This window comes from Nocardia sp. NPDC087230, assembly GCF_044744725.1.
Classification (GTDB): Bacteria; Actinomycetota; Actinomycetes; order Mycobacteriales; family Mycobacteriaceae; genus Nocardia; species Nocardia canadensis.
The window spans coordinates 462,099-487,876 of the sequence record NZ_JBIUYV010000001.1 but is presented as its reverse complement, the minus strand read 5'-3'; the positions used below and the strand labels follow the sequence as shown (position 1 = coordinate 487,876).

Here is a 25,778-nt window from a genome sequence, read left to right as displayed (position 1 = left end):
TCGACTACGACATTTCCGGGCGCGCACCCAGGGCGCGCACGGCGAAAGCAACCAATTCGGGGATGACGGTCTCGGCGTGCGGCGCGGCGGCCAGCGGACCGACCAGCACCTCGCCGATCGCGCCGACGAGCGCCGCCGCGCCGAGGGCGGTGTCCTGGGCGGGCAGGCGGCCCTCGGCGACGCCGTGCGCGATCGCGGCCTCGAACGAGGCGGCGAACGCGCGCCGGAACTCCAGCCGCTGCGCGTCGACGGCCGCGTCGACCGGCTCGGCCAGCAGCACGTAGGCCAGCTTCGGGTTCTTGAGCGCACGCCCGGCGAAGGTCTCCACCGCCGCGCTCACCCGCTGCAGGACATCGCCCTGGGCGACCGCGGCGCGCACGGCCTCGACCTCGCGGGCGACCACGGTCTCGAACACCGCGGCGACCAGTTCGGCCTTGTTCTCGAACTGCTTGTAGACCGTGCCGGTGGCGATGCCCGCCTCCGCGGCGACCGCGGCCATCGACAGTCCGGCGAACCCGTCGCGCGAGAGCACGCGCGTGGCGCCCTGCACGATCAGCGCCCGTTGCGCGTCGAGCCGGGCCTGCACGGCCGGGGTCCTGCGGTACACCATACGAAGAAGTGAACCACTGATTCACCTCTTCACACAAGGGGTGATCCGCCGTATGGTCGAACGATGTCAGTACGTGTCGAACACGCGGGCCCGGTCACCACCGTGATCCTGGACCGACCGCAGGCCCGCAACGCCGTCGACGGCCCGACCGCCCGCGCCCTGGCCGATGCCTTCCGGGCATTCGACGCCGACCCGAACGCCTCGGTGGCGGTGCTGTGGGGCGAGCACGGCACCTTCTGCGCGGGCGCCGACCTCAAGTCGCTGGGCACCGAGAACAGCAACCAGGCCACCGTCGAGGGCGACGGCCCGATGGGCCCGACCCGGATGCGCCTGTCCAAGCCGGTGATCGCGGCGGTCTCCGGCTACGCCGTGGCGGGCGGACTGGAACTGGCGCTGTGGTGCGATCTGCGGATCGCCGAGCAGGACGCCACCTTCGGCGTCTTCTGCCGACGCTGGGGTGTGCCGCTCATCGACGGCGGCACCGTGCGATTGCCCCGGATCATCGGCGAGGGCCGGGCGCTGGACCTGATCCTCACCGGCCGACCCGTGAGCGCGCCCGAGGCACTACAGATGGGCCTGGTCACCCGCGTCGTCCCGACCGGCGACGCCCGCCGGGTCGCCGAGGAACTGGCCGCTCAACTGGCCGCCCTTCCGCAGACCTGTCTGCGCTCGGATCGCGCCGCGCTCTACGAGCAGCACGGCCACCCCGAGGACGAGGCGCTGCGGATCGAGTTCCAGCACGGCCTGACCGCGCTCACCGGCGGCGCGCTCGACGGCGCCGCCCGCTTCGCCGCGGGCGCGGGCCGCCACGGTAGCGCCGACCAGCGGTAGTGGACCGGCTCACGGTCGTCGACGAGATCTTCCTGCGCACCCATCGCGGGATGGGCACACCCATCGCGTTGCAGGGCCTGTGGCGTATTCCGGAGGCGATGGAACCCACCCTGCTGCGGGCGATCCACGATCGACTGCGGGTCGGCGACCTCGGCCGCCGGGTGGTCCGCGCGCGCGTGCCCGGCGCACGGCGCGGCTGGCGGCCGAACACTCGATCGCATCCGCTCGACCACACCGCCGGCCCGCTGTCCGAGGACGCCGTCCTGCCCTGGGCCGACACCCTCGGTACCGGCCTCGACCCAGAATTCGGCCCCGGCTGGCGGCTGTCCAGCGCGGCGCTGCACGACACCGGAACCGTTGTCGCCCTGACCTGTTCCCACGCCCTGGCAGACGCCCGCGGCCTCATCCACGCTGTCGCCGCCGCCCTCGGCGACCTCGGTGTCGACGACCGACCCGAGGCCCGCGTCGACGCCCTGCACACACCGGCTCGGACCGGGACCAGCGCCCCTTCCGTCCTGCGCCGGGGTACGGCGGTATCGGACTGGGGCGATGCCCGAGCGCAGTGGTCCACCATCGTCAACGGCACGACACGCGCCCTGCGTCGGGGAATCCCCACGCCTCCCGCCACCGTCGCCGCCGAATCATCGCTCGGCCGGACGGTCCACAGCACGCTGCTGACCTTCGACGCCGCCGAGTGGGACACCACCGCCGCCGCGACCGGCGCGACCCCCAACAGCCTGTTCATCCACCTGGTGGCGAACATCCTGTGGGAGACCGGCTTCCAGCACCCGCGGATCGCGGCGAGCCTGCCCGTCGACACCCGCGACGAACCCCGCGTCGATAACGACCTCGCCATGACCGAGATCGCGATCGATCGCGCCGACACCCCCGCCACCGTCCGCGACAAGGCCCGCACCGCCTACCTGCGCCGCATGTCCAGCCCGGCGGGCCTGCCCGAGCAGATCCTCCAGGTCCTCCCCGACCGCTGGGCCCACGCGCTCAGCAGGGGCGCCGGGGAGCGAGACATCCTGTGCTCCAACATCGGAACGCTGCCCGATGTCCTGCGCACCGTCGGCGGGCACCACTGCGACCGGGTGGCGGCCCGGGCGATCCACCCCGGCCTGACCGAGTTCCCCCGCACCCGGCTCTCGGGCTACTTCTCCCGGCTCGGCGACACCTACACGCTGGCCCTGGTCAGCCTGGCCTGCGACCGCGAAACCCTCGATGCCGCGATAGCGCGCGCCTGCGCCACAGCGGGACTCGACGCCGCGCCGTGGTGATCCGCATGCCCCTACCGGGCACTCAGGCCGCCGTCATCCCGGTGAGCAACGCCCGCAGTCCCCACACGAACTGATCCACCGAGTTCCAGGCGGCGATCTCGTCGAGGTGCGCCGCGGTGCGCGGCCACCGGGTGGCGTCGACCCCGTCCAGCGCGGCCCTGCGCTGCGCGATGCGCTCGGATTCCGGTGGCAGCGGCGGCTTTCCGTCGGTTTCGGCGACCTCGAGCGCGACCGCGCCGAGTACCTGCACGATCACCGCGTACACCCCGTGCGCCCGCGTCTGGGCGGGCAGACCGCCGCGCGCCAGGCAACCGAACATCGCCTCGCCGACATCACGGGCCGCGACGCCGTCCATCGGGCCGGACATCATCAGCGTGGCCACCGCCGGATGGGCGAGCAGTTGGTCGCGCAGGCCGAGGGCGAACTGGATCACCGCGGCGGTCCACTCCACGCCGGGATCCGACAGCGGACCGAGCGGCACCGCGGCGAGCACCCGTTCGATCACCGCGCGCTCGAGGTCCGCGCGACTGGCGACGTAGGTATAGACCGCGTTCGGGTTGACGCCGAGCCGCCCGGCCACGGCCCGGATCGACAGGGCGCTCGGCCCTCCGTCATCGAGCAGGTCGAGCGCGGTGTCGACGACCTGCTCCTCGGTGAACGACCGCCGCGTCGGCCGCGGCGCACCGGTCGCGGCGCGCCGACCTGTTGACTTCTCCTCCGACATGCGATGGACTGTACCCCGTACAGCTACCTGTACTCCGTACAGCCAGAATGGACATCTCATGCGCACCAGGCCGTGGCCCGCCATCACGCTGCTGATCGCGGCGCCGATCCTCATGAACCTGGCCTTCACCGGTTTGGGTGTGTCGTTCGACTACCCCGACGTCCTGACCCGGCCCGCCACCGAGGCGCTCGCGCAGTTCCGCGCCGAGCGGCGCACCGTCGTCGCGCTGTTCACCCTGCTCGCCGCCACCGCCTGCGCCTTCGGTCCGCTGGCTGTCCTGGTCGGCAGGCTCGACGAGTCGTCGATCATGCGGTGGGCCGTGCGCGCCGGCGTCGCCGCCGCGATCGTGCAGACCGTCGGCCTGCTGCGCTGGCCGCTGCTCGTGCCCGGCCTCGCCGACCGCGTCGCCACCGAGGGCCCCGACTCCCCCGCGATCCACACCTTCGAGACCGCCGATACCGTCCTGGGCACGGTCATCGGCGAGACCGCGGGCTACGCCCTCACCGCGCTGTGGACAGCCTTGGTCGTGTCCGCGCTGCGCGACCGCGTCCCCCGCTGGTTCGCCGTGCTCGGCTACGCCGGTGCCGCCGCCGTCGCGACCGGCGTCCTGGTTCCGCTCGGCGTCGAGGCCGCCGGGCTGACCAATTTCCTCGGCTACCTGCTGTGGAGCTGCTGGCTGCTCGCCTTCGCCGCGCTGCTGGCCGGTTACCCGGTGATGCCGAGCCGGTTTGCCAGCCAAGGGAGTTGATCGCGTAGCCCGGCGGACCACAGCGCGAAGCTGTGACCGCCGGGCAGCACCCGCAAGTGGACATCCATCCCGGCGTCTTCGGCCGCCTGATACATCCGCTCCACCTGCGGGCGATAGATCTCGTCGTCGGCGCCGACCACGAACGCGCCTGCGGAGTCCGGGTAGGTCCGGCCGCGCAGCAGGTCGAGCGGGTTGACCCGCAGCAGCGCGGCGGTATCGCCGCCGAAGGCCGCCTCGACCGTGCGCTGCCGGTCGCCGAGCGTCGGCTCGTCCTCCCCGGACAGGTCCAGGAACGTGGGATAGACCTGCGGATAGTTGGTCGCCAGTTGCAGCGCGCACGTCCCGCCGTAGGACAGACCACCCACCGCCCACGCGCGCGGATCCGGATCGACCTGGAGGTTCGCCCGCACCCAGGCGGGCACGTCGACGGCCAGATACGTGGCGACCTTGCCCAGCCGCGAGTCCAGGCACAGCGGGTTCGCCAGCTGACTACCGGTGCCGTCGGCGACCACCACGATCGGCGCCAGACCATGGTGGGCGCGGGCGAAGGCGTCCATCGTCTCGACCATTCGCCCGCCGACGATCCAGTCGTCGGGCGCGCCCGGCTGTCCGGCGAGCAGCACCAGCACCGGCAGCAGCGGGCGCGGGTCGGCGAAATAGGCAGGCGGCAGGTAGATCTCGGCGGCGCGGGCGGTGAACCCGGATTCGGTCGGCGGCACCGTCGCGGTCAGCACCTTGCCGCCGTGCGGCAGTCCGGCGGGCTCGGTCCACACCGACTCCAGCGGCCGCCCGCCGACCACCCGCGCGCTGCGGGTCAGCTCGCTCGCGCCGACCCGCTGGATCTCGTCGATACCCAGCGCCGAGCCGACGGTCGGATACGCGGCGTAGACCAGATTGATCCGGACGCCGACCGCCGCCAGCACCGCGAGCGCGGCGAGCAGGGTGACGATCGCGCTCCGCACCCTCCGGCGCACCAGGATTCGCGGCACGATCAGCAGGACCGCCGCCACCGCGACCCCCACCAGCACGTAGACCGACACCGCGATCGGGTCGGGGAACGGCCGCCAGACCTCCTCGACGAACAGATACAGCGCGACGGTCAGCACGGTCGCGGCCAGCAGCACGATCGGCATCGTCGTGGTGACATAGCGCCGAGATCGCGCGAACAGCAACCACACCGCACCCAGCACGCCGAGCAGGGTCAGCACCACCGGGAGCCCACCGGCGAGCAACGACAGATCGGTGATCCTCGACATCGCTGACCTCCACAGATGCCACCTCGACGCGCGGAGCCGGGTCCGCGCGCGGCCACGATGACATACGGTACACAGACGACTTCACCGCGTCCGCGTGGCGCACTCGCAGCAAAGGGTGGATCGATGGACGACAACGCAGCTGCCACCGCGCCGGCTCCATCGGGCGCCCTCGTCACCGCGGGCGTCGTGATCCGGCGGGTGCCGTTCACGATCGGTTTCCTCGCCCTGGTGCTCGTCCTCGGTCTCGCCGGCGGTGGCCTCTGGCGGCGGCTCGACGCCAGGGCCTGGTTCCCCGACATCGCCTACGGTTGGCCGCCGCTCACGGAGGGCAAGTGGTGGACTCCGCTGTCCGGCTGGGTCTTCGGGCTCACGCCGTTCCAGTACGCCGTCATGACAGTGCTTTTCGCGCTGGCGGTGGGCTGGGCCGAGTGGCGGCTCGGTACCGCGCGCACCGCGCTGGTCTGCCTCAGCGCGCAGCTGATCGGCGTGCTCGTCGCGTCGGTCCTCGTCGGGTTGCTCCAGCACACCCATCTCGGCTGGGCCGACCGGCTGGCCGAGGTTCGCGACGTCGGGTTCACCACCTCGGCCCTCGCCGCGATCGCCGCGGCCTCGGCGACGCTGCGCTCGCCCTGGCGGCTGCGGGTGCGCGCCGTACTGGCGGCGCACGTGTCGATCACGTTCCTGTTCGAGTCGACCTTCGCCGATCTCATGCACCTGATCGCGGTCGCGGTGTGGTTCCCGCTGGGCGAGAAGCTGTTCAGCACCACCGAGCACGGCTTCTGGCCGCGTACCCGGCGCGAGGTTCGGATGCTCGCCTACCTCGGGCTGCTGCTGATCGCCGCGGTCTCGGTGCTGGTGTACTTCTTCCCGACCGACAGCCTGCTCGGGCCGACCGGGGAGGAACGCGGCTCACCGGGGAGCACGATCCTGACCGTCGCGGTGATCGCGGTGATCGCCGACCAGCTACGCAAGGGCAGGCGCTGGGCCTGGTGGATCGCCGTCGGCTACGGCACCGTGCACGTGGTGCTCACCCTGGTGCTGCTCGGCGTGGCGATCGGCACCGACTACGCCACGACCGGCGCGGTGACCGTCGGCACCGCGCTGCTGTGGGCGGGCGAGGTGGCGCTGCTCTACGGCGGCCGCGGCGCGTTCCGGGTGGCCAACCGGCGCAGGATCACCGGCGGCGCGCTGTCGGGCACCGACCCGGGCACCGCGGTGCGGGCGCTGCTCGCCCGCTACGGCGGCAGCACCATGTCGTGGATGATCACCTGGCCGGAGAACAAGTACTGGTTCGCCGACGACGGCGAACGCTGCGTCGCCTATCAGCGGCACGCGGGCACCGTCATCGTGCTGACCGACCCGGTCGGCCCGCCGGACCTGTTGCCCGACACCCTCGCCCGCTTCACCGACCGATGCGAGGCCGACGGCCTGGTGCCGTGCCTGTTCTCCACCACGGGCGCCGTCGCCGAGCTGGCGGGCGAACTCGGTTGGCGCAGTGCGCAGATCGCCGAGGACACCATCGTCGACCTGCCGCAGCTCGAGTTCAAGGGCAAGCCGTGGCAGGACATCCGGTCGGCGATCAACAAGGCGAACAAGGAGGGCATCGCGTTCCGGATGGTCCATCTCGCCGAAGAACCGTTCGCGGTGCTGGCGCAGGTGCGCGCGATCTCCGAGGAATGGGTCGGCGAGAAGGGGCTGCCGGAAATGGGATTCACGCTCGGCGGGGTCGAGGAGGCGCTCGATCCCGAGGTGCGGGTCGGCCTGGCGATCGACGCCGACGGCAGCGTGCACGGCGTCACCTCGTGGCTGCCGGTATACGCCCCCGGCGGGGAGATCCGCGGCTGGACCCTCGATGTCATGCGCAGGCGGCCCGACGGCTTCCGGCCGGTGGTGGAGTTCCTCATCGCCTCGGCCGGTCAGCTGTTCAAAGAGGAAGGCGCCGAGATCGTTTCACTATCCGGCGCCCCACTGGCCCGCAGCGCCGGGACCGACGACGCCGAGCCGATCGATCGACTGCTCGAAGGGCTCGGCGCCGCCATGGAGCCGTACTACGGATTCCGGTCGCTGCACTCGTTCAAGGCGAAGTTCCAGCCCCGCCACGAACCGGTGTACCTGTGCTATCGCGACGAAGCCGACCTGCCGCGGATCGGCATCGCGCTGACGAAGGCGTACCTGCCGGAGGTGTCGGCCAAGGACCTGATGGCCCTGGGCACGGCGCCGCGTTAGACCGCCTCAGCCGACGGTCACCGAGCCCGGCGTCACCCGGGCCGCGACATCGGCGGGCACGTCGACGCCGGGTTCCAGGTCGGCGGCGTCGATCGGCTCGCCCCAGACCTGCCGCAGCGGCAGCACTCCCGCCCAGACGCCGCCGGTCTCGATGTCGGCCGCGTCGTCGTTCGGGCCGCCGGTGCGGACCTTCACCGAGGCTTCGGTGAGATCGAGCGCGAGCACCATGGTGGCCGCCATCTCCCTGCGGTTGGGCGGGCGCACCCGATCCCAGGCGCCCGGCGCGGCGTGTTCGACGATCACCCGCAGCGCGTTGGCGCGCTCGGCCTCGTCGGTGACCAGCACCGCGCGACCACGGATCACCGCGGAGCGGTAGTTCATCGAGAAGTGCATGGCCGAGCGGGAGTACACCAGGCCGTCGACGTGGGTCACCGCGACCGAGATGTCGGTCCCGACGGCGGCGCGCATATTGCCGGCGCCCGTGGAACCGTGCAGGTAGAGCGTGTCGCCCGCGCGGCCGTAGACGGTCGGCAGCACCACCGGGGAGCCGCCGAGCAGCACGCCGAGGTGGCAGACCAGGCCGGCGTCGAGCACCGCGTCGAGGTCGGCGCGGTCCGCGCGGCCCCGTTCCTTGGACCGCGTCAGGGTGGTGCGCGGGGTCGGTGACAAGGGGGCGCGGGTGGTGTCGTGCGTGGTCATAAGATGAGCTTCGCCGAGAAAATGGACCGAAAACAGGTCCACTTCGGGCGAAGATCTACAGGCCAATTCGAGGTGAGCGATGCTCGACGATCTGCCGATTCCGCTCGACCGCACCGCGCCCGAACCGCTGTCGGTGCAGGTAGCCGATGCCCTGCGCGCCGCGGCGACCGGCGGCGTGCTGCGCGTCGGTGAGCGGCTGCCCGCCTCGCGCGCCCTCGCCCAGCGGCTCGGGGTGAGCCGGGCCGTGGTGTCGACCGCCTACGACCAGCTGCACGCGGAGGGCTGGATCGCCGGTCGCCAGGGGTCGGGCACCTACCTGCGCACCGCCCCCGCCGCCGCGCCGCCGACCACCGACCCCGGTGCCGACGCCGATCCCGACGCGCGCCTGCTGGATCTGGGCCCCGGAGCGCCGTGCGCGGAGGCCGTCGACCCGGCCGCCTGGCGACGCGCCTGGCGCGCGGCGGGCGATCACCCCGCCGACACCCGCAAGGACCGCGCCGGTGAGCCCGCCTTCCGAGCCGCCGTCGCCGAACACCTGCTGCGGCACCGCGGTCTGGCCGCGGGAGCCGCCTCGGTGGTGCTCGCCACGGCCGGGACCAGCGCCGGGGTCGGCGAATTGGCGTCGGCGCTGCTGCGGCCGGGCGACACCGTCGCGATCGAGGACCCCGGCTACCAGCGAGCCGTCGGCGCGTTGCGGGCCGCGGGCATCCGGGTGCTGCCCGTCCCGATCGACGCCGACGGACTGCGGGTCGAGCTGATCCCGCCCGGGGTGCGCGCGGTCTATTGCACACCGGCGCACCAGTTTCCGCTCGGCGCGCGCATGCAGGCCGCCCGCCGGGTCGAGCTGATCGAATTCGCCAGGGCGAACGGCATCTTCGTCATCGAGGACGACTACGACGGCGAATTGCGCTACGACACCGCGCCCCTGCCCCTGCTGGCCGCGATGGCACCCGATGTCGTCGTGCATCTCGGCACCACCAGCAAGATCATCGCCACCACGCTCGGCGTCGGCTGGCTGGTCGCCAGGCCCGACATCGCCGACGCGGTGCTCGCCTGGCGGGCCGAGACCGGCACCGCGCCGAGCCCGGCGGGTCAGCGGGTGCTCAGCGAGTTCGCCCGGCACGGCGACCTGGCCCGCCACCTGCGTCGGCTGCGCCGGGTGGTGCCACCGCGACGTGCCCTGGTGGTCGACGCGCTCGCCCGCCGCGGCCTGCCGGTGGTCGGTGACGACGCGGGCTCCCACGTCGTCGTCGAGCTCCCCGACGCGGCCGCCGAACAGCGCGCGATCGCCGCCGCGCGCGACCGTGGCGTCCTGCTCGACGGCCTCGCGCGGCATCATCTGGCCGCGGCGTACCGGTTCGGCGTCGCCATCGGCTACACCGCCCCGAGCACGGCCGACCTGGTCGCCGCGGTGCCGATCGCGGCCGACTGCCTCGCCGCCGCGCGCCACGATCTCCCCCGGTAGCGCGCCTGATCGCCGCGCCCCCGCCCGGCACGGTCGTAGCATGGACCCCGACCCCGTGCGGGTCGCTGTTCGGGCACTACCCCTCCGACCATCGAAGTGGTGAGCACATGAACGATCAGGACATCCTGGCGCGGATCAAGCAACTGGTCGACGACGAGCACGCGCTGCGCGCCAAGGCCACCGCGGGCGAGATCGACCCGGTCGCCGAACGCCAGCAGCTGGCCCAGCTGGAGGTGATGCTCGATCAGGCGTGGGATCTGTTGCGGCAGCGCCGCGCCCGCTCCGGCGCCGCCGAATCCCCCGACGACACCGGGATGCGTTCCCCGCGTGAGGTCGAGGGCTATCTGCAGTGACCGACGCCGAATACGACGTCATCGTCCTCGGCGCGGGCCCGGCCGGTGAGAACGCCGCCGCCTACGCCATCGCAGGCAGCGACCGCACCGCCGCGCTGGTCGAACGGGAACTGTTCGGCGGCGAGTGCAGCTACTGGGCGTGCATTCCGAGCAAGGCGCTGCTGCGCTCCGGTGCCGTCCTCGGCCTGGGCCGGGCGATGCCGGGGGTGACCGCGAGCGGGCCACAGGTGGCCGACGTGCTCGCCCGGCGCGACTCCTTCACCCACGATCGCGACGACACCTCCCAGGTCGACTGGGCGAAGTCGGCCCGCATCGACCCGGTGCGCGGCTCCGGCAGGCTGGTGGGCGAACGCCTCGTCGAGGTGGTCACCGACGACGGCGTCCGCGTCCTGCGCGCCCGGCACGCGGTCGTGCTCGCCACCGGCACCACCGCCACCATTCCCCGTATTCCCGGCCTCGCCGAGGCCCTGCCGTGGATCTCCCGCGACGTCACCAATCTGACGGTGGTGCCGCGCCGGGTCGCCGTCATCGGCGGCGGTGTCGTCGCCTGCGAGGCGGCGACCTGGCTGGCCGAGCTCGGCGCCGAGGAGGTGACGCTGCTGGTCCGCGGTGACCGCCTGCTGCCGCGCGCCGAACCGTTCGCCGCGGAGCTGGTGCTGCGCGGCCTGCGCGAGACCGGCGTCGTCACGGTGCGGCTGCACACCGAACCGTCGCTGATCTCCCGGCGCGACCCCGCCGACACCGGCGTCGGCCGCATCCACGGCGGACCGGTCACCCTCGTTCTCGACGACGGGGAACTCGAGGTCGACGAACTCGTCGTCGCCACCGGCCGCACCCCCGCCACCGACGGGCTCGGGCTCGACGCCGTCGGCCTGCCCGCCGGCTACGTCGAGGTCGACGACCAGCTGACCGTGCGCGGTGTGCCCGGCGACTGGCTCTACGCCGTCGGCGACGTGAATCATCGTGCGGCGCTGACGCATATGGGCAAGTACCAGGCCAGGGTGTGTGGTGACGTCATCGCCGCCCGCGCCGAGGGCAGGCCGCTGGACCGGCCCCGGTTCACCGCGAGCGCCGACCACCAGCAGGTGCCCCAGGTCGTCTACACCGCACCGGAACTCGCCTCCGTCGGCCTCACCGAACACGAGGCGCGCACCGCCGGGCACGCCGTCGACACCGTCGAGATCGATATCGCCGTGGCCGGTTCGTCGCTGTCGCGCGACGATTTCCGTGGCCGCGCGAAGCTCGTCGTCGACACCGCGTCCGACCGGCTGCTCGGCGCGACCTTCGTCGGCCCCGACATGGGCGAGCAACTGCACGCGGCCACCATCGCCGTGGTCGGCCGGGTTCCGCTGGAGACGCTGTGGCACGCGGTGCCGGCATTCCCCGCCGTCAGCGAGTTCTGGCTGCGCCTGCTGGAGGCGTGGCGCGACCGCTGAGCCCTACTTGAGCAGCCGCGACATCCGCCGGTCGGCGAGCACCTTGCCGCCGGTCTGGCAGGTGGCGCAGTACTGGAACGCACGCTCCGCGTAGGACACCTCGCGCACGGTGTCACCGCAGACCGGGCACTTCAGCCCGGTGCGCGCGTGCACCCGCATGCCCGAACGCTTCTCGCCCTTCAACCTGGCCGCGTCCTGCCCGACCGAGCGCCGCACCGCGTCGAGCAGCACCTCGCGCATGGCGGTGTAGAGCTGCGACACCTTGTCGGCCGGGATCGTCTTCGTGTTCGCGAACGGGGAGATCTTGGCGGTATGCAGGATCTCGTCGGAGTAGGCGTTGCCGATCCCCGCGATCAGCGTCTGATCGACCAGGGCGGTCTTGATCCGCTGCGAGGTCCCCTTCAGCAACGCCGCGAACTCGTCCTCGGTGACCGCCAGGGCGTCCGGACCGAGCCGCGCGATGCCGGGCACCGCCTTCGGATCGTCGACCACATAGACCGCCAGCCGCTTCTTGGTCCCCGCCTCGGTCAGGTCGATCGACGGTGTCGCGCCCGCCGGCGTGAAGAAATGCACCCGCAGGGCCAGCGGCGACTTGCCGCCCGGCTTGGGCGGCAACGGATTCGGTTCGTCCACCCAGCGCAGCCAGCCACCGCGCGAGAGATGGGTGATCAGCCACAGCCCGCCGCAGTCCATTCCGAGGAACTTGCCCCAGCGCCCCGCCCCGGTGACGTCCCGTCCGGACAGCGCCGTCACCGGCGGGTCGAACGTCTTCACCGCGCTCAACGCGGCCACGTCGACTCGCCCCACCACCGCGCCGACCGCATGATCCCGCAGGAACTGCGCCAGCGCCTCCACCTCGGGTAGCTCGGGCACAGCGCCAGTTTAGCGGCTGGTGCGGCGCGTTCGCGGCCGTCCCGCCTCGGGGTCGGGGTGCGTGGCCGCGTCGGGACTCAACGTCCCCGCAGGAGGTACACGTCCATGATCCAGCCCTTGGCGGCGCGCAGCTCCGCGCGGCGGGCCACGATCCGCTGCTCGACCTCGCGCAGCGGTCCCTCGATCAGGGTCTCGTCGGGCATGCCGAGGTAGGCGCCCCACCAGATGTGCACGTCGTCGCCGGGGATCTCGGTGAACGAGCAGTCGCCGTCGAGCATCACCACGGTGGACCCGGCGCCGAGACCCTCCTCGCGGAGCCTGCGACCGGTGGTGACGTGGACCGGTTCGCCGATGCGGTGCAGGACCGTGCGGTGGCGGGCGGCCAGCGCGGCCACGCTGGTGACGCCGGGGATCACCTCGTAGTCGAACGTGGCGCGGCCGCCGGCCAGCACGTGTTCGACCATGCGCAGGGTGCTGTCGTAGAGGGCCGGGTCGCCCCACACCAGGATCGCGCCGACCCCGTCGACCTCGGCGAAGGCGGCCGCGAGCAGTTCGGCGCGGCGTTCGTGCCAGTCCCGCACGACGCCTGCGTAGTCGTCGGGGGTGCGGTCGCGGGGTGGATCGGTGATCTCGATGATCCGGTGCGGACCCTCGACGTGCTCGGCCAGGATCGCGGTGCGCACGTCGACGAGCTCCTGCTTCTCGGCGCCCTTGCCGATGACGAAGAAGGCGTCGGCGTGTCGCATGGCCTTGACCGCCTGCATCGTCACCTGGTCGGGGTCACCGGCACCGATGCCGATCACGTAGAGCTTGCGCATACGCGGAGAGCTTGCCAGGTGCGGTGCACCGTAGAATCGCCAGGCGTGGCCACTCCTGATACGCAGTACGAGGATCTGCTCCGGCACGTGCTGGCGGACGGCACCCCCAAAGCCGATCGCACCGGCACCGGAACTCGCAGCATCTTCGGTCATCAGCTGCGCTACGACCTGGCCGAGAGCTTCCCGCTGATCACCACCAAGCGGGTGCACCTCAAGTCGATCGCCTACGAACTGCTGTGGTTCCTGCGCGGCGACTCCAACGTGTCCTGGCTGCGGGAGCACGGCGTGACCATCTGGGACGAGTGGGCCGACGACAAGGGCGAGCTCGGCCCGGTCTACGGCGTGCAGTGGCGCTCCTGGCCCACGCCCGACGGCACCCACATCGACCAGATCGCCCAGGTGCTGCACACCCTGCGCACCGACCCGGACTCGCGCCGGATGATCGTCTCGGCCTGGAACGTCGCCGACCTGGACAAGATGGCCCTGGCGCCGTGCCACGCCTTCTTCCAGTTCTACGTCGCCGACGGCAAGCTGTCGTGCCAGCTGTACCAGCGCAGCGCCGACCTGTTCCTCGGCGTGCCGTTCAATATCGCCAGCTACGCACTGCTGACCCTGATGGTGGCCCAGCAGACCGAGCTCGAGCCGGGCGAGTTCATCTGGACCGGCGGCGACGTGCACATCTACGACAACCACGTCGACCAGGCGCGCGAGCAGCTCAGCCGCGAGCCCTACCCGTTCCCGACCCTGCACCTGCGCCCGGCGACCAGCCTGTTCGACTACACCTACGACGACATCGAGCTCACCGGCTACCAGCACCACCCGGCCATCAAGGCGCCGGTGGCGGTGTGAGCGGTCAGATCGGCCTCATCTGGGCGCAGGCCGCCGACGGCGTGATCGGGGTGGACAACACCATCCCGTGGCGCCTCCCCGAGGACATGGCCAATTTCCGGGACACCACCATGGGCCATCCGGTCATCATGGGCAGGCGTACCTGGGACTCGCTGCCCGAGGCCTACCGCCCGCTGGCGGGCCGTCGCAACATCGTGGTCACCCGGCAGACCGATTGGGCGGGCGAAGGCGCCGAACGCGCCGCCTCGCTGCCCGACGCGCTGGCCCTGGCCGGACCGGGCGATGTCTGGGTGGCCGGCGGCGGCGAGATCTATCGCGCCGCGCTCCCGCTGGCGACGACGCTGCTGGTCACCGAGGTCGACACGCGAGTGACCGGCGACGCGTTCGCCCCGGTCATCGGCCCCGAGTGGCAGGCGCCGGAAACGCCGTGGCAGGAGTCGAAAACCGGTCTCCGCTACCGCATTCGCCGCTACACCCGGCGCTGACAACACCTGGCTAACGGTCTGGCAAAACGCCCGACCGCGGGCGCGGTCTCGGGCATACTCCCAGATACCAAGCCCCGCGAGAGCCTGCGAAAGGCGCTATGCCATGGACAAGAAATCGCTGACCGCGGTGGCCCGCCAACAGCTGAAGCTGGCGGCCACCTCGACGAGTGGCCGAAGTTCGCAAACCGTCATCGGCGGCCACACCCATGTGCTGCGCCAGACCGTCGTCGCCCTGACCGAGGGCCAGAGCCTGGCCGAGCACGACAACGCGGGCGACGCCACCATCCAGGTCCTCAGCGGCACGCTCGTGCTGATCGCGGGCACCGACGAGTGGAAGGGTTCGGCGGGCGATCTCATCGTCGTCCCGCGCGCCCGGCACAGCGTCAAAGCCATCGATAACGTGGCGTTTCTGCTGACCGTCGCCAAATAGGGGTTGCCTGCGGGTCGCTGACACGCGAGGGCGTGCCGCCAACCTGTCCGCGCCGCGCTCTACTCTGGACGGCATGGGTGAGCCACAGCCGATCCTCGAACCGCTCACGCCGGCCGCCATCTTCCTCGTCGCCACCATCGACGAGGGCGGCGAGTCGGCGGTCCGCGACCTCTTGTCGAACATCACCGGTTTGCGCCGTTCGGTCGGTTTCCGGGTGCCCGGCGAGGGCCTGACCTGCGTCACCTCGATCGGCTCCACGGCCTGGGACCGCCTGTTCGCCGGCCCCAAACCCGTTGAGCTGCACGAATTCCCCGGCTACAACGGGCCGATCCACAGCGCGCCGACCACCCCGGGCGACCTGCTGTTCCACATCAGGGGCGAGACCCAGGGAGCGTGCTTCGAACTGGCCATGGCGATCGGCGAGCGCCTGCGCGGCGCGGCCACGATCGTCGACGAGACCGTCGGTTTCCGCTACTTCGAACAGCGTGACCTGCTCGGCTTCGTCGACGGCACCGAGAACCCCGAGGGCAGCGCCGCGTACTCGGCGGCCCTGATCGGCGACGAGGACCCGGATTTCGCCGGCGGTAGCTACGTCATCGTGCAGAAATACACCCACCCGCTCGACCAGTGGAACGCGCTGTCGATCGAGGAGCAGGAGCGGGTGATCGGGCGGACCAAGCTCGGCGACTACGAACTGCCCGACGACATCAAGCCCGCCGACTCCCATGTCGCGGTGAACACCCTGGTCGACCCCGACGGCACCGAACGCCAGATCGTGCGCGCCAACATGCCGTTCGGCACGATCGGCCAGGGCGAGTTCGGCACCTACTACATCGCCTACGCCGCCACCCCGAGCGTCACCGAGCGCATGCTGGAGCGGATGTTCCTCGGCACCGAGGAGGCGGCCTACGACCGCATCCTCGACTTCTCGTTCGCGGTCACCGGCACGCTGTTCTTCACACCCACCGTCGATTTCCTCGACGATCCGCCAGACGCCCCCGAGTCCGTTGCCACCGAAGAAATTTCCGATTCGCTGCCCGTGTTCACCCCGGTGGAACGGGCCGACGCCGTCGCTTCCGATTCGGACGGCTCGCTCGCCATCGGCTCGATGAAAAGGAGTATCTGAATGAACAACCTGCATCGCGAACTCGCGCCGATCACCGCCGAGGCCTGGGCACAGATCGAGGAGGAAGCCACCCGCACGTTCAAGCGCAATATCGCCGGACGCCGGGTCGTCGACGTCTCGGGTCCGCACGGCGTGGCCTACTCGGCGCGCAACCGGGGCAGGTTGACCGCGATCTCCTCGCCCGACGACGGTGTCGTCGCCCACCAGCGCGTGGTGCAGCCGCTGGTGGAACTCCGGGTGCCGTTCACCCTGAAGCGCGGCGAACTCGACGACATCGAGCGTGGCGCGGGTGACGCCGACTTCGACAATCTCAAGACCGCCGCCCAGAAGATCGCCTTCGCCGAGGACCGCGCGATCTTCGAGAGCTACGCCGCGGCGGGCATCACCGGCATCCGCGACGCCGCCTCCAACGCCGCGGTGGCGCTGCCGAGCAATGTCGTCGACATTCCCGACGCGATCTCGCGCGCGCTGACCGGGCTGCGGCTGGCCGGTGTGCAGGGGCCGTACTCGGTCGTCCTCAGCGCCGAGCTGTACACGCAGGTCAGCGAGACCTCCGATCACGGTCACCCGATCCGCACCCACATCGAGCGGCTGATCGACGGCGAGATCATCTGGGCGCCCGCGATCACCGGCGGTTTCGCGCTCACCACCCGCGGCGGCGACTTCGAGCTGGCGCTGGGCCAGGATCTGTCGATCGGCTACCTCAGCCACGACGCCGAGACCGTGCAGCTGTACTTCCAGGAGACGTTCACCTTCCTCGTGGAGACCTCCGAAGCGGCGGTATCGCTCGGGTCGTGAGCCCGGCGCGGCCCACCCGCTAGGGTGGGCCGCGAGTTCGTGAGAGGGAGGTCTCGCATGGCGGTCGTGCGTGCCGGTGTCGTGCCCGCGGGGCGGAGCCTGCTCTACTGCCTGATCGGGGTGCTGGTCACCACCGGCGTCGTCGGGCTGTTCGTGGCGATGTTCGGGGTCAACCGGGTGATCACCGGCCTGCTCGTCGGCGCGATCGCCGGAGTGGCGGCGGGCGTGGCGCTGTTCGTGCGCGATGTCGTCGAGCTCACCGAGCACGCCATCTACGCCAGGACTCCGTTCCGCTCGTCGACCGTGCCGTGGGATCGCGTCGTCGCGGGCCGCTTCACCCTCGACGAGCGATCCCGCTGGGCACTGGCCCTTGACCTCAATGGCGGAACCAGCGACGAACTGGTCCTGCTGTCCATCCCGCCGGTGGTGCGCCCGGTCGCGGGCGCCTACGACATGCGCAAACGCGAGCAGGTCACCGAGATCCGGGAGATACTGCGCGCCAAGCGAATTCCGGTCACCGTCCTCCCCGAGATCGCGGGCGCGCTCAACCAGCACTGGCAGATCGCCCCGCCCACCTCCCGCTGAGGCCCTACGCGCTGAGCCCGGACTCGAATCCGCGTCGGTAGTCCGAGGGCGACACCCCGAGCCGCGCGACGAAGGTGCGGCGCAACGCCTCGGCACTGGTGAATCCCGCCTCGGACGCCGCCCGGCTCACCGAGCTACCCGCCTCGAGCCGGGCCCTGGCGAGATCGAATCGCACGTTCGCCGCGTACTCGGCCGGGCTGAGCCCGGTCTCCTCGGTGAAGAGCCGGGTGAGGTGGCGGGGGCTCACATTCACGTGCCGGGCGAGGTCACGCACGCTGTGGCGCCTGGTCGGATCGCGGGCGATGAGATCGGTCACCGCGCGCACCGGCCCCGGCGGCAGCGCCGCGGCGCGCAGCGGCGTCGAGAACTGGGTCTGTCCGCCGGACCGCTGCAGATAGACCAGCAGACCCCGCGCGACCTGACGCGCGATCGAGCTGCCCAGATCCTCGGCGACCAAGGCCAGCGCCAGGTCGATGCCTGCGGCGACCCCGGCCGAGGTCGCGATGTCGTCATCGCGCACGAAGATTCGATCCGCCCGCACGTCGATCCGCGGGTACCGGCGGGCGAGTTCGGCGGCGAACTTCCAGTGCGTGGTGGCGCCGCGACCGTTGAGCAGCCCCAGTTCGGCGAGCACGAAGGCACCGCTGCAGATCGAGACGACCCGGCGGCTGCGCGCCGCGAGAACACGCGCCGCCTCGACGAGTTCGGGGCCGACGAACTCGACGGGACGGACCTCACTGCCCGGCACCACGAGCGTGTCCAGGGCGGGCGCGTCGGCCGCGGCCGCCGTCACCGCAACCCCGCCGCCGACCGAACTGCGCACCGGCTCGCCGGTGGGTGAGAACAACATCACCTCATAGGCATCGGCGAACTGATTCGCCTCGATGAAGACCTCGGCCGGACCGACGTAGTCGAGCGATTTCACCCCGTCGAACAGCAGAAATCCGACGCGCCGCGGCCCGGTCGGCACAGTGAAGCGAGCACGTTCCGGGGCGACAGACATGCCGATGAATCTACTGCCTGTCCGAAAGTGCGGGATCCGCGGCCGTTCCGGCAGGCGACAGCGGCGGCCCGCCCGACAACGATGGGCAACCTAGTCATCCACCTCTCCGACGGGAGCGCAATGCCCTACTTCACCACGTCCGACGGCACCGAGATCTACTTCTCCGACTGGGGCACCGGACGACCCGTCGTCTTCAGCCACGGCTGGCCGCTGAGCTCCGACGCGTGGGCGCTGGAACGCAAGACCCTGGCCGACGCGGGCTACCGCGTCATCGCGCACGACCGTCGCGGACACGGCCGCTCGTCGCAGCCGTGGCAGGGCAACGACATGGACACCTACGCGCGTGACCTCGCCGAGCTCGTCGAATTCCTCGACCTGCGCGATGTCGTCGTCATCGGGCATTCGACCGGTGGTGGCGAGGTCGTGCGCTACGCGGCCCAGCACGGGCGCGACCGCGTCGCCAAGGTGGTCACCATCGGCGCGGTGCCGCCGATCATGGTCGCGACCGAGGCCTATCCCGACGGTCTGCCGATGGAGGTGTTCGACGGCATCCGCGCCGGCGTGCTCGCCGACCGCTCCACCTTCTATCAGGAGCTCGCGCCCTCGTTCTTCGGCTTCAACCGCGAGGGGGCGACGGTGTCGAAGGGCGCGCAGGACGACTTCTGGCGCCAGGGCATGCTGGCAGGCATCCAGGCCGCCTACGAGTGTGTCGCGGCGTTCTCGGCGACCGACTTCACCGAGGATCTGCGGGCGCTCGAGGTGCCGATCTTCATCGCCCACGGCGACGACGACCAGATCGTGCCGATCGCCGGTGCCGCGCTGAAGTCGATCGAGCTCGTGAAGAACGGCACGCTGAAGGTGTATCCGGGTGCGCCGCACGGCATCTTCGGCGCCTACCAGCAGGAACTGATCGCCGATATCCTCGCGTTCATCGCCGACTGATCGCGGGCTTCGGCACCGCTCAGGCCGACTCGACGGCCTGAGCGGCCAGCCGGGCGAGCAGCGCTTCGGCGGCCGTGCGCACGGGTGCGGTGTCGGCGGTGTGGCCGACGATGCGCAAGATCGCGTCCGGGATCACCCGCTCGCTGTCCTCGCTCGCCGCCCCGGCGTCGGAGCGGATGCCGATCACCGTTTCGACCAGCCGGAACGGCAGGATGCGCGCGTCGTCGGGTTGCCCGGTCGCCGCGGCGGATTCGGCCGCGAGCCGTTCGTAGTGCTCGCGCAGTTCGTCGCGGCGGCGCCGGAACGTGGCGAAACGTTCGGTGCGCAGCTCCGGCAGCAGATACAGCGCGCCGAGATTCCAGCGCGCGGTGCGTAATTGGCGCACGTCGAACAGGGCGAGCGCGTAGAGCTGGGTCGCGGCGTCGGCGGGTTCGGTGGCCATCCGCTGTGCCAGCTCGACCGGGCCCGCGACGGTTTCGGCGAGCAGCGCGTCGAGGATGTCGTCCTTGGCGGCGAAGTGGTGATACAGCGAGGCCTGCCTGATCCCGACCGCGTCGGCTACCGCCCGGGTGGAGGTGTTGGCGTAGCCCTTGGTGGTGAACAGCTCCGCCGCCGCGTCGAGGATCTCCGCGCGCGGCGTCGTCCCCTGCCTACGCCGCTGTTCCAGCCGGGGACGCCCGGGACCGAGGTTTGCCACGTCCAAGATTCTGTCATCGGGCGCCGACCTGGGCGGCAGCGGGCACCTCACCAGCGAGGATGCCGGTCGGTCGAATTCCTGTCACTCGATAGAAACGTGGGCAACGCAGAAGTTACCGCGGGCCCCACAGCCGATACACGCACGACACCGTTCGAGCGATCGCGCGCGCAAAACTATCGACTGATAGATATTTGGCCGCACCGCCGAAGGACACCGACATGGCCACGACTCTCGATACCGCCGCTGTTCCCCCCGATACCGGCCGCGACAGCGCCGACCTCGCCACATTCGGCTACGAACCGGTCCTGCACCGCAAGCTCGGGCGCTACGCGTCCTTCGCGGCAGGGTTCTCGTTCGTCTCCATCCTCACCACGATCTTCCAGTTCTTCGGCTTCGGCTATTCGTTCGGCGGCGCCGCGTTCTTCTGGACCTGGCCGCTGGTCTTCGCCGGCCAGTTCCTGGTGGCGCTGAACTTCGCCGAGCTGGCCGCCCGGTACCCGATCTCCGGTTGCATCTATCAGTGGTCGCGCCGCCTCGCGGGTGGGCTGATCGGCTGGTTCGCCGGCTGGATGATGGTGATCGCACAGGTCGTCACGGCCGCCGCGGCCGCCATCGCCCTGCAGGTGGTACTGCCGACGATCTGGAGCGGCTTCCAGTTCATCGGCACCGACACCGCGCTGACCTCCCGCGACGGCGCGATGAACGCGGTGCTGCTCGGCAGCGTGCTGCTGGTGGTCACCACCACGATCAATGTCATCGGCATCGACCTGATGTCGAGGATCAACTCGATCGGCGTCACCGTCGAGATCGTCGGCGTGCTGGCGATCATCGCGCTGTTCTTCACCGGCACCGAGCGCGGTCCCGGCGTCGTCCTGCAGACCGACCAGGCCGCGCCCGGCCCGTACTGGGCGGCGTTCCTGGTCTCCGGCCTGATGGCCGCCTACGTGATGGTCGGCTTCGACTCCGCCGGGGAACTGTCCGAGGAGACCAAGAACCCGCGCCGGGTCGCCCCGCGCACGATTCTGCTGGCCCTGTCGGTGTCGGCACTGGGCGGCGGGCTCATGCTGCTCGGCGCGCTGATGGCCGCGCCCAGCCTGTCCGACGGCGAATTGGCGTCGGGCGGACTGGCTTACGTCATCACCTCCAAGCTCGACAGCCCCGCCGGTTCGGTACTGCTCGGCTGCGTCGCGGTCGCGGTCATCGTGTGCACCCTGGCGATCCAGACGGCGGGCTCGCGCCTGATGTTCTCGATGGCGCGCGACGGCAAACTGCCGTTCGCCAAGGCCCTGTCGACCGTGCACCCGCGCTTCGGCACCCCGGTGTGGCCCGCCGTGGTGATCGGCGCGCTCGGCATCGGCCTGCTGGTGCTCAACCTGGGCAACCCGGCCATCTTCGCCACCCTGGCCAGCGTCTGCATCGTCAGCCTGTACCTGGCGTACCTGCTGGTCACCGTGCCGCTGCTGGTGCGCAGGATCAAGGGCCTGCCCGCCGTGGACGACCCGAGCCTGTTCACCCTCGGCCGCTGGGGCGTGCCGATCAACGCGCTCGCCGTGGTCTGGGGCATCGCGATGGTGATCAACCTGGCCTGGCCGCGTCCGGAGGTCTACACCCCGGCGGGCGGCAGCTGGTGGCAGCTGTGGGCGGGCCCGCTGTCGGTGGCGGTGATCCTCACCGCGGGCGCCGTCGTCTACCGCTTCGCAGTGGCCGCCAGGGACGAATTCCCCCACACCGAAACCGTCCCCGCCACGGCCTGATTCACCAACACCTGAATCGCCGCACCACCCACCCACTCAGCCCCGCACGCTCCGACCTCGAGGAGGAGCAGGCCGACGAGTCGGCCGTCGCGGCCGTCCCGCCGATCAGGTGCCGTTGCGTACGCGACGAAGGAGCAAGCACCGGTGCCTGCTCGGCGGGACAGGAGGGGTCGCGACCTCGAGCGCGCCGGCGCTCCGAAACCACAGGAGATCACGATGACGAGTACTCGATCCACCGACGGGGCTCGCGCCCACGCGCGCGCTCAGGCCGCCGCGGCCACGATCGACCGGCCCGACACCCCCGACGGTGTCGATCCAGCGGCAGTCGTTCTCGCGCAACGCATCCCCACCGGCGGCTACGCGAACGTGGTGCTGGGCCGGGGCACTCGGGTCCGGCTGGCCGACCCCGCGGGTACCACCTGCGCGCACCTGTTCCTGCTCCGCGCCGAGGCACCGTGGGAGCGGCTCAATGTCGCCGACACCGTGAAGGTGCCGTGGCAGGCCTACCTGAGCACCGGCCATCCGCTGCTCTCCGACCAGGGCCGGGTACTCGCCACCGTCGTCGCCGATTCGTCCGGCCACCACGACACCCTGTGCGGGCCCGGCGCCGCAGGCCGTCACCAGCTGCACCTGGCCGGCGCCAAGCAGGGCCTGGCGCCGCGCGACATCGGACCGTCGGTCTCGCTGTTCCGCGGCGTCCGGGTCGAGGCCGACGGTGGTCTCGTCCCGACCGGCAACGCCGCCGCCGGGACCGCGGTCGACCTGCTGATCCACCTCCCGGTGACGCTGCTGGTCGCCAATGCCGCCCATCCCCTCGACGATCGGCCCACCGGCGACCTCGACGTGCTCGCCTGGGCGGCGCCCACCGAGCGCGCGACGAACGACGACCCCGAATACCGCCGGGCCGTCGACAACACCGAAGCCGCCTGGGCGGCCGCACTCAACTCGGAGGTTCTGGCATGACCACGGCGACCATCCGCACCGTCGTCCTCGACGAGACCGTCCCCGCTCAGGCGCCGTGGTCGGCGATCGTGCGCGCGGGCGATCAGCTCGAGATCATCGACCTGCACGGCAACCAGGCCGTCGACTGCCTGCTCTACTCCGCCGCCGACCGCACCGATCGCTACAGCGCCCAGGCCACCGTCGCCGCGCAGCGCAATATCTTCCTGACCACCGGCAGCGTCCTGCTGACCGAGGCGGGCACCCCGCTGATGACCGTGGTCGCCGACGAGGTCGGCAACCACGACACCATCGCCGGCGCGTGCTCGCAGGAATCCAACACCCTGCGTTACGGCCACCACACCCGCCACCAGCACGCCTGCGTGGAGAACTTCCTCACCGCCGCGCTCGAATGGGGTCTGGGCAAGCGGGATCTGGTGTCCAACATCAACTGGTTCATGAATGTCCCGGTCGAGGCCGACGGCACGCTCGGCATCGTCGACGGACTGTCGGCGCCGGGCAAGAAGGTCACCCTGCGCGCCGAGATCGACACCCTCGTGCTGGTCTCCAACTGCCCGCAGATCAACAACCCCTGCAACGGTTTCGACCCGACGCCGGTCCGCATGGTGGTGACCCGATGAGTCTCACCGGAACCCGTTCCGCCGTCGTCGATACCGCGCTCCCCTCGGTCAGCCCGGAGCACCGCACTTCCGTGGCCGCCGCTACCGGCACGCGCACCGCCGGAGTCGTCGGCGCACCCGAGTCCGCCATGGTGGCGGGCACCCCGGTCGCGCTGCCCGCAGGCACCCGGTCCGTGCAGGTCCTCCGCCCCGGCATGCAGACCACGGTGCAGGACTGGCCCGGGCGAATCGGGTACTGGCACATCGGCGTTCCGCCCTCCGGCCCGATGGACGACCTCTCGTTCCGGCTCGGCAATCGCGTGCTCGGCAACCCGGAGGGCGCGGCGGGGCTCGAATGCACGCTCGGTGGCCCCGCGCTGCGCTTCAGCGAGGCGACGTGGGTGTGTGTCACCGGCGCGGTCGCCGACGTGCGAGTCGACGGCAGGCCGGTCGAGCAGTGGCGCACCGTCGAAGTCCCGACCGGCGGCGTCCTCGAGGTCGGCGCGATCCGCGGCCCCGGCATGCGCACCTACATCCTGGTCTCCGGCGGTCTCGACGTCGAGCAGTTCCTCGGCAGCGCGGCGACCTTCACTCTCGGCAAATTCGGCGGCGGCACCGGCACGGCCCTGCGCGCCGAGGACGTGCTGCCCCTCGGCGCACCGGCGACCCGCCTGGCCCCCGCCGTCCCGATGACCGACATCCCCGCCTTCGGGCACCGCTGGGAACTGGCCGTCACCGAGGGCCCGCACGGCGCGCCGGAGTTCTTCACCCGCGCCGATTTCGACACCATCGTCGGCACCGACTACGAGGTGCACTTCAATTCCGACCGCACCGGCGTGCGCCTGCTCGGCCCGAAGCCGGAGTGGGCCCGCACCGACGGCGGCGAGGCGGGCCTGCACCCGTCGAACATCCACGACAACGCCTACTCGATCGGCGCGCTCGATTTCACCGGCGACACCCCGATCCTGCTCGGCCCCGACGGCCCGAGCCTGGGCGGCTTCGTCTGTCCGGTGACGGTGGTCGCGGCCGATCGCTGGAAGCTCGGCCAGCTCGCCCCGGGCGATACGGTGCGCTTCGTCCCCGTCCGCGCCGAACATGCCGCGCCCGCAAGCGAACTCGGCGCACGCCGACGCGCGTCGTTCGGCACCGTGCTCTCGGCGGGCCGCGACGGCGACGACGGCATCCTGCGCCGCACCGAGGTCGACGACGAGACCGGCGTGACCTACCGCCGCCAAGGCGACGACGGCGTCCTGGTCGAATACGGCACGCTCACTTTGGATCTCGGGCTGCGCGCCCGCGTGCACGCACTGCATCAGCATCTGATCGCGGCCGGGCCGCGCGGGGTCGTCGAACTCACCCCCGGCATCCGCTCCCTGCAGATCCGCGTCGACCCGGCCGTGCTGCCGATCGCCCGTCTGCTCGACCTGCTCGCCGAAGCCGAAGCGCAGCTGCCGAATTCCGATCAGCTCGTCGTCCCGAGCCGCACCGTGCACCTCCCGCTGTCCTGGGACGACCCCGCCACCCGCGAGGCGATCACCCGCTACATGCACGGCGTCCGCGCCGACGCTCCGTGGTGCCCCTGGAATATCGAGTTCATCCGTCGCATGAACGGCCTGGACTCGGTCGAGGACGTCTATCGCACCGTCTTCGACGCCGAGTACCTGGTTCTCGGCCTGGGTGACGTCTATCTGGGTGCCCCCGTCGCCACTCCCACCGACCCCCGGCACCGCCTGGTCACCACCAAATACAACCCCGCCCGCACCTGGACCCCCGAGAACGCCGTCGGCATCGGCGGCGCATACCTGTGCATCTACGGCATGGAGGGCCCCGGCGGCTACCAGTTCGTCGGCCGCACCACCCAGGTCTGGAACCACCGCGCCCGGCCCACCGGCACCGCGGGCCCCGGCGTCGACCGCTTCGCCACCGACGCCGAAACTCCTTGGCTGCTGCGCTATTTCGACCGCATCCGCTGGCATCCCGTCGAGCCCGGCGAACTGCTGGACCTGCGGGCCGACTTCGCCGCCGGAAAGGTCGACGTCCCCACCGAGGACGGCGAATTCCGCCTCGCCGACTACCGCGCCTTCCTCGCCGACAACGCCGCGGCCATCACCGATTTCCGCGCCGTGCAGGCCGAGGCCTTCGCCGCCGAACGCCAGTCCTGGCGTTCGGCCGGAGAACTCACCGACTGAGACCCCCGCGCCGGGCCGTCGGCGCCCGCGGCTCGGCAGGTC

At 71.3% G+C, this 25,778-nt stretch carries 26 protein-coding genes; 18 read left to right on the top strand and 8 right to left on the bottom strand.

What is annotated here, in order from left to right; all coding sequences use genetic code 11:
• Positions 1-4: 4 nt before the first annotated feature.
• Positions 5-610, bottom strand: a complete 606-nt coding sequence (locus ACIO52_RS02210; protein WP_218717112.1) for a TetR/AcrR family transcriptional regulator — start codon at positions 608-610, stop codon at positions 5-7.
• A gap of 63 nt (positions 611-673) precedes the next feature.
• Between ACIO52_RS02210 and ACIO52_RS02205 the strand changes: the two genes are divergently transcribed.
• Together ACIO52_RS02205 and ACIO52_RS02200 are read left to right on the top strand one after the other, a co-directional pair.
• Positions 674-1,441, top strand: coding sequence for a crotonase/enoyl-CoA hydratase family protein (locus ACIO52_RS02205; protein ID WP_218717113.1), 768 nt, complete (start codon positions 674-676; stop codon positions 1,439-1,441).
• A complete protein-coding gene (locus tag ACIO52_RS02200) occupies positions 1,441-2,721 on the top strand; it encodes a hypothetical protein (protein WP_402640855.1) in 1,281 nt (426 codons plus the stop codon). Before ACIO52_RS02205 ends, ACIO52_RS02200 begins: the two co-directional genes overlap by 1 nt.
• A 22-nt stretch (positions 2,722-2,743) precedes the next feature.
• On the opposite strand, the gene ACIO52_RS02195 is transcribed toward ACIO52_RS02200, so the two are convergent.
• Entirely contained in the window at positions 2,744-3,445 is a 702-nt protein-coding gene (locus ACIO52_RS02195) for a TetR/AcrR family transcriptional regulator (protein WP_402640853.1), read from the bottom strand.
• Positions 3,446-3,503: 58 nt separating this feature from the next.
• On the opposite strand from ACIO52_RS02195, the gene ACIO52_RS02190 reads away from it, so the two are divergent.
• Positions 3,504-4,193, top strand: a complete 690-nt coding sequence (locus tag ACIO52_RS02190) for a DUF4386 family protein (protein ID WP_316576114.1) — start codon at positions 3,504-3,506, stop codon at positions 4,191-4,193.
• On the opposite strand, the gene ACIO52_RS02185 is transcribed toward ACIO52_RS02190, so the two are convergent.
• The gene (locus tag ACIO52_RS02185) at positions 4,151-5,449 is read right to left on the bottom strand and encodes an alpha/beta hydrolase-fold protein (RefSeq protein ID WP_316576115.1); all 1,299 of its coding nucleotides are present in this window, start codon (positions 5,447-5,449) and stop codon (positions 4,151-4,153) included. The genes ACIO52_RS02190 and ACIO52_RS02185 overlap by 43 nt on opposite strands.
• Positions 5,450-5,572: 123 nt before the next feature.
• Here ACIO52_RS02185 and ACIO52_RS02180 point away from each other — a divergent pair, with 123 nt between their 5' ends.
• Positions 5,573-7,675, top strand: coding sequence for a bifunctional lysylphosphatidylglycerol flippase/synthetase MprF (locus ACIO52_RS02180; RefSeq protein ID WP_402640849.1), 2,103 nt, complete (start codon positions 5,573-5,575; stop codon positions 7,673-7,675).
• Positions 7,676-7,681: 6 nt separating this feature from the next.
• Here ACIO52_RS02180 and ACIO52_RS02175 read toward each other — a convergent pair whose 3' ends face one another.
• Positions 7,682-8,374 carry a pyridoxamine 5'-phosphate oxidase family protein gene (locus ACIO52_RS02175; protein ID WP_218717117.1) on the bottom strand — a complete coding sequence of 231 codons (693 nt, stop codon included), beginning with the start codon at positions 8,372-8,374 and terminating at the stop codon, positions 7,682-7,684.
• A 79-nt stretch (positions 8,375-8,453) separates the two neighbouring features.
• On the opposite strand from ACIO52_RS02175, the gene ACIO52_RS02170 reads away from it, so the two are divergent.
• From ACIO52_RS02170 to ACIO52_RS02160, 3 genes are all read left to right on the top strand, one after another.
• Positions 8,454-9,839, top strand: coding sequence for a PLP-dependent aminotransferase family protein (locus ACIO52_RS02170; RefSeq protein ID WP_402640846.1), 1,386 nt, complete (start codon positions 8,454-8,456; stop codon positions 9,837-9,839).
• A 107-nt stretch (positions 9,840-9,946) separates the two neighbouring features.
• On the top strand, positions 9,947-10,192 hold the full coding sequence (locus tag ACIO52_RS02165) for a DUF2630 family protein (protein ID WP_218716755.1): 246 nt from the start codon (positions 9,947-9,949) through the stop codon (positions 10,190-10,192).
• Positions 10,189-11,628 (top strand): NAD(P)/FAD-dependent oxidoreductase, encoded by a 1,440-nt coding sequence (locus ACIO52_RS02160; protein ID WP_218716756.1) that lies wholly within the window; start codon positions 10,189-10,191, stop codon positions 11,626-11,628. Before ACIO52_RS02165 ends, ACIO52_RS02160 begins: the two co-directional genes overlap by 4 nt.
• Before the next feature lie 3 nt (positions 11,629-11,631).
• On the opposite strand, the gene ACIO52_RS02155 is transcribed toward ACIO52_RS02160, so the two are convergent.
• Complete coding sequence (locus ACIO52_RS02155; RefSeq protein ID WP_402640841.1) at positions 11,632-12,501, bottom strand: Fpg/Nei family DNA glycosylase; 870 nt, start codon at positions 12,499-12,501, stop codon at positions 11,632-11,634.
• A gap of 77 nt (positions 12,502-12,578) precedes the next feature.
• Positions 12,579-13,319 carry a precorrin-6A synthase (deacetylating) gene (gene cobF, locus ACIO52_RS02150; RefSeq protein ID WP_316576120.1) on the bottom strand — a complete coding sequence of 247 codons (741 nt, stop codon included), beginning with the start codon at positions 13,317-13,319 and terminating at the stop codon, positions 12,579-12,581.
• 45 nt (positions 13,320-13,364) lie between these two features.
• On the opposite strand from cobF, the gene ACIO52_RS02145 reads away from it, so the two are divergent.
• The 6 genes from ACIO52_RS02145 (at position 13,365) to ACIO52_RS02120 (ending at position 17,592) form a co-directional block, all read left to right on the top strand.
• Positions 13,365-14,168, top strand: coding sequence for a thymidylate synthase (locus tag ACIO52_RS02145; RefSeq protein ID WP_218716759.1), 804 nt, complete (start codon positions 13,365-13,367; stop codon positions 14,166-14,168).
• On the top strand, positions 14,165-14,653 hold the full coding sequence (locus ACIO52_RS02140; RefSeq protein ID WP_218716760.1) for a dihydrofolate reductase: 489 nt from the start codon (positions 14,165-14,167) through the stop codon (positions 14,651-14,653). The genes ACIO52_RS02145 and ACIO52_RS02140 overlap by 4 nt, the downstream gene beginning before the upstream one ends.
• A 103-nt stretch (positions 14,654-14,756) precedes the next feature.
• Entirely contained in the window at positions 14,757-15,083 is a 327-nt protein-coding gene (locus tag ACIO52_RS02135) for a cupin domain-containing protein (protein ID WP_218716761.1), read from the top strand.
• A gap of 73 nt (positions 15,084-15,156) precedes the next feature.
• Positions 15,157-16,209: a Dyp-type peroxidase gene (locus tag ACIO52_RS02130; protein ID WP_218716762.1), complete on the top strand. Its 1,053-nt coding sequence runs from the start codon at positions 15,157-15,159 to the stop codon at positions 16,207-16,209.
• Positions 16,210-17,007 carry a family 1 encapsulin nanocompartment shell protein gene (locus tag ACIO52_RS02125; protein ID WP_218716763.1) on the top strand — a complete coding sequence of 266 codons (798 nt, stop codon included), beginning with the start codon at positions 16,210-16,212 and terminating at the stop codon, positions 17,005-17,007.
• A gap of 57 nt (positions 17,008-17,064) precedes the next feature.
• Positions 17,065-17,592, top strand: coding sequence for a hypothetical protein (locus tag ACIO52_RS02120; protein WP_316576121.1), 528 nt, complete (start codon positions 17,065-17,067; stop codon positions 17,590-17,592).
• Positions 17,593-17,596: 4 nt separating this feature from the next.
• Here the strand turns inward: ACIO52_RS02120 and ACIO52_RS02115 are convergent, their stop codons facing one another.
• On the bottom strand, positions 17,597-18,595 hold the full coding sequence (locus ACIO52_RS02115) for a DJ-1/PfpI family protein (protein ID WP_316576122.1): 999 nt from the start codon (positions 18,593-18,595) through the stop codon (positions 17,597-17,599).
• Positions 18,596-18,715: 120 nt separating this feature from the next.
• Here ACIO52_RS02115 and ACIO52_RS02110 point away from each other — a divergent pair, with 120 nt between their 5' ends.
• On the top strand, positions 18,716-19,537 hold the full coding sequence (locus tag ACIO52_RS02110) for an alpha/beta hydrolase (RefSeq protein WP_316576123.1): 822 nt from the start codon (positions 18,716-18,718) through the stop codon (positions 19,535-19,537).
• 19 nt (positions 19,538-19,556) lie between these two features.
• Here ACIO52_RS02110 and ACIO52_RS02105 read toward each other — a convergent pair whose 3' ends face one another.
• Positions 19,557-20,234, bottom strand: coding sequence for a TetR/AcrR family transcriptional regulator (locus ACIO52_RS02105; protein WP_402640833.1), 678 nt, complete (start codon positions 20,232-20,234; stop codon positions 19,557-19,559).
• A gap of 218 nt (positions 20,235-20,452) precedes the next feature.
• Here ACIO52_RS02105 and ACIO52_RS02100 point away from each other — a divergent pair, with 218 nt between their 5' ends.
• The 4 genes from ACIO52_RS02100 (at position 20,453) to ACIO52_RS02085 (ending at position 25,736) form a co-directional block, all read left to right on the top strand.
• On the top strand, positions 20,453-21,988 hold the full coding sequence (locus ACIO52_RS02100) for an amino acid permease (protein WP_218716768.1): 1,536 nt from the start codon (positions 20,453-20,455) through the stop codon (positions 21,986-21,988).
• 216 nt (positions 21,989-22,204) lie between these two features.
• On the top strand, positions 22,205-22,951 hold the full coding sequence (locus ACIO52_RS02095; protein ID WP_316576125.1) for a DUF1989 domain-containing protein: 747 nt from the start codon (positions 22,205-22,207) through the stop codon (positions 22,949-22,951).
• Entirely contained in the window at positions 22,948-23,568 is a 621-nt protein-coding gene (locus ACIO52_RS02090) for an urea amidolyase associated protein UAAP2 (protein ID WP_218716770.1), read from the top strand. The genes ACIO52_RS02095 and ACIO52_RS02090 overlap by 4 nt, the downstream gene beginning before the upstream one ends.
• Positions 23,565-25,736 (top strand): 5-oxoprolinase/urea amidolyase family protein, encoded by a 2,172-nt coding sequence (locus tag ACIO52_RS02085; protein ID WP_402640828.1) that lies wholly within the window; start codon positions 23,565-23,567, stop codon positions 25,734-25,736. The genes ACIO52_RS02090 and ACIO52_RS02085 overlap by 4 nt, the downstream gene beginning before the upstream one ends.
• The last annotated feature ends 42 nt before the right edge of the window (positions 25,737-25,778 follow it).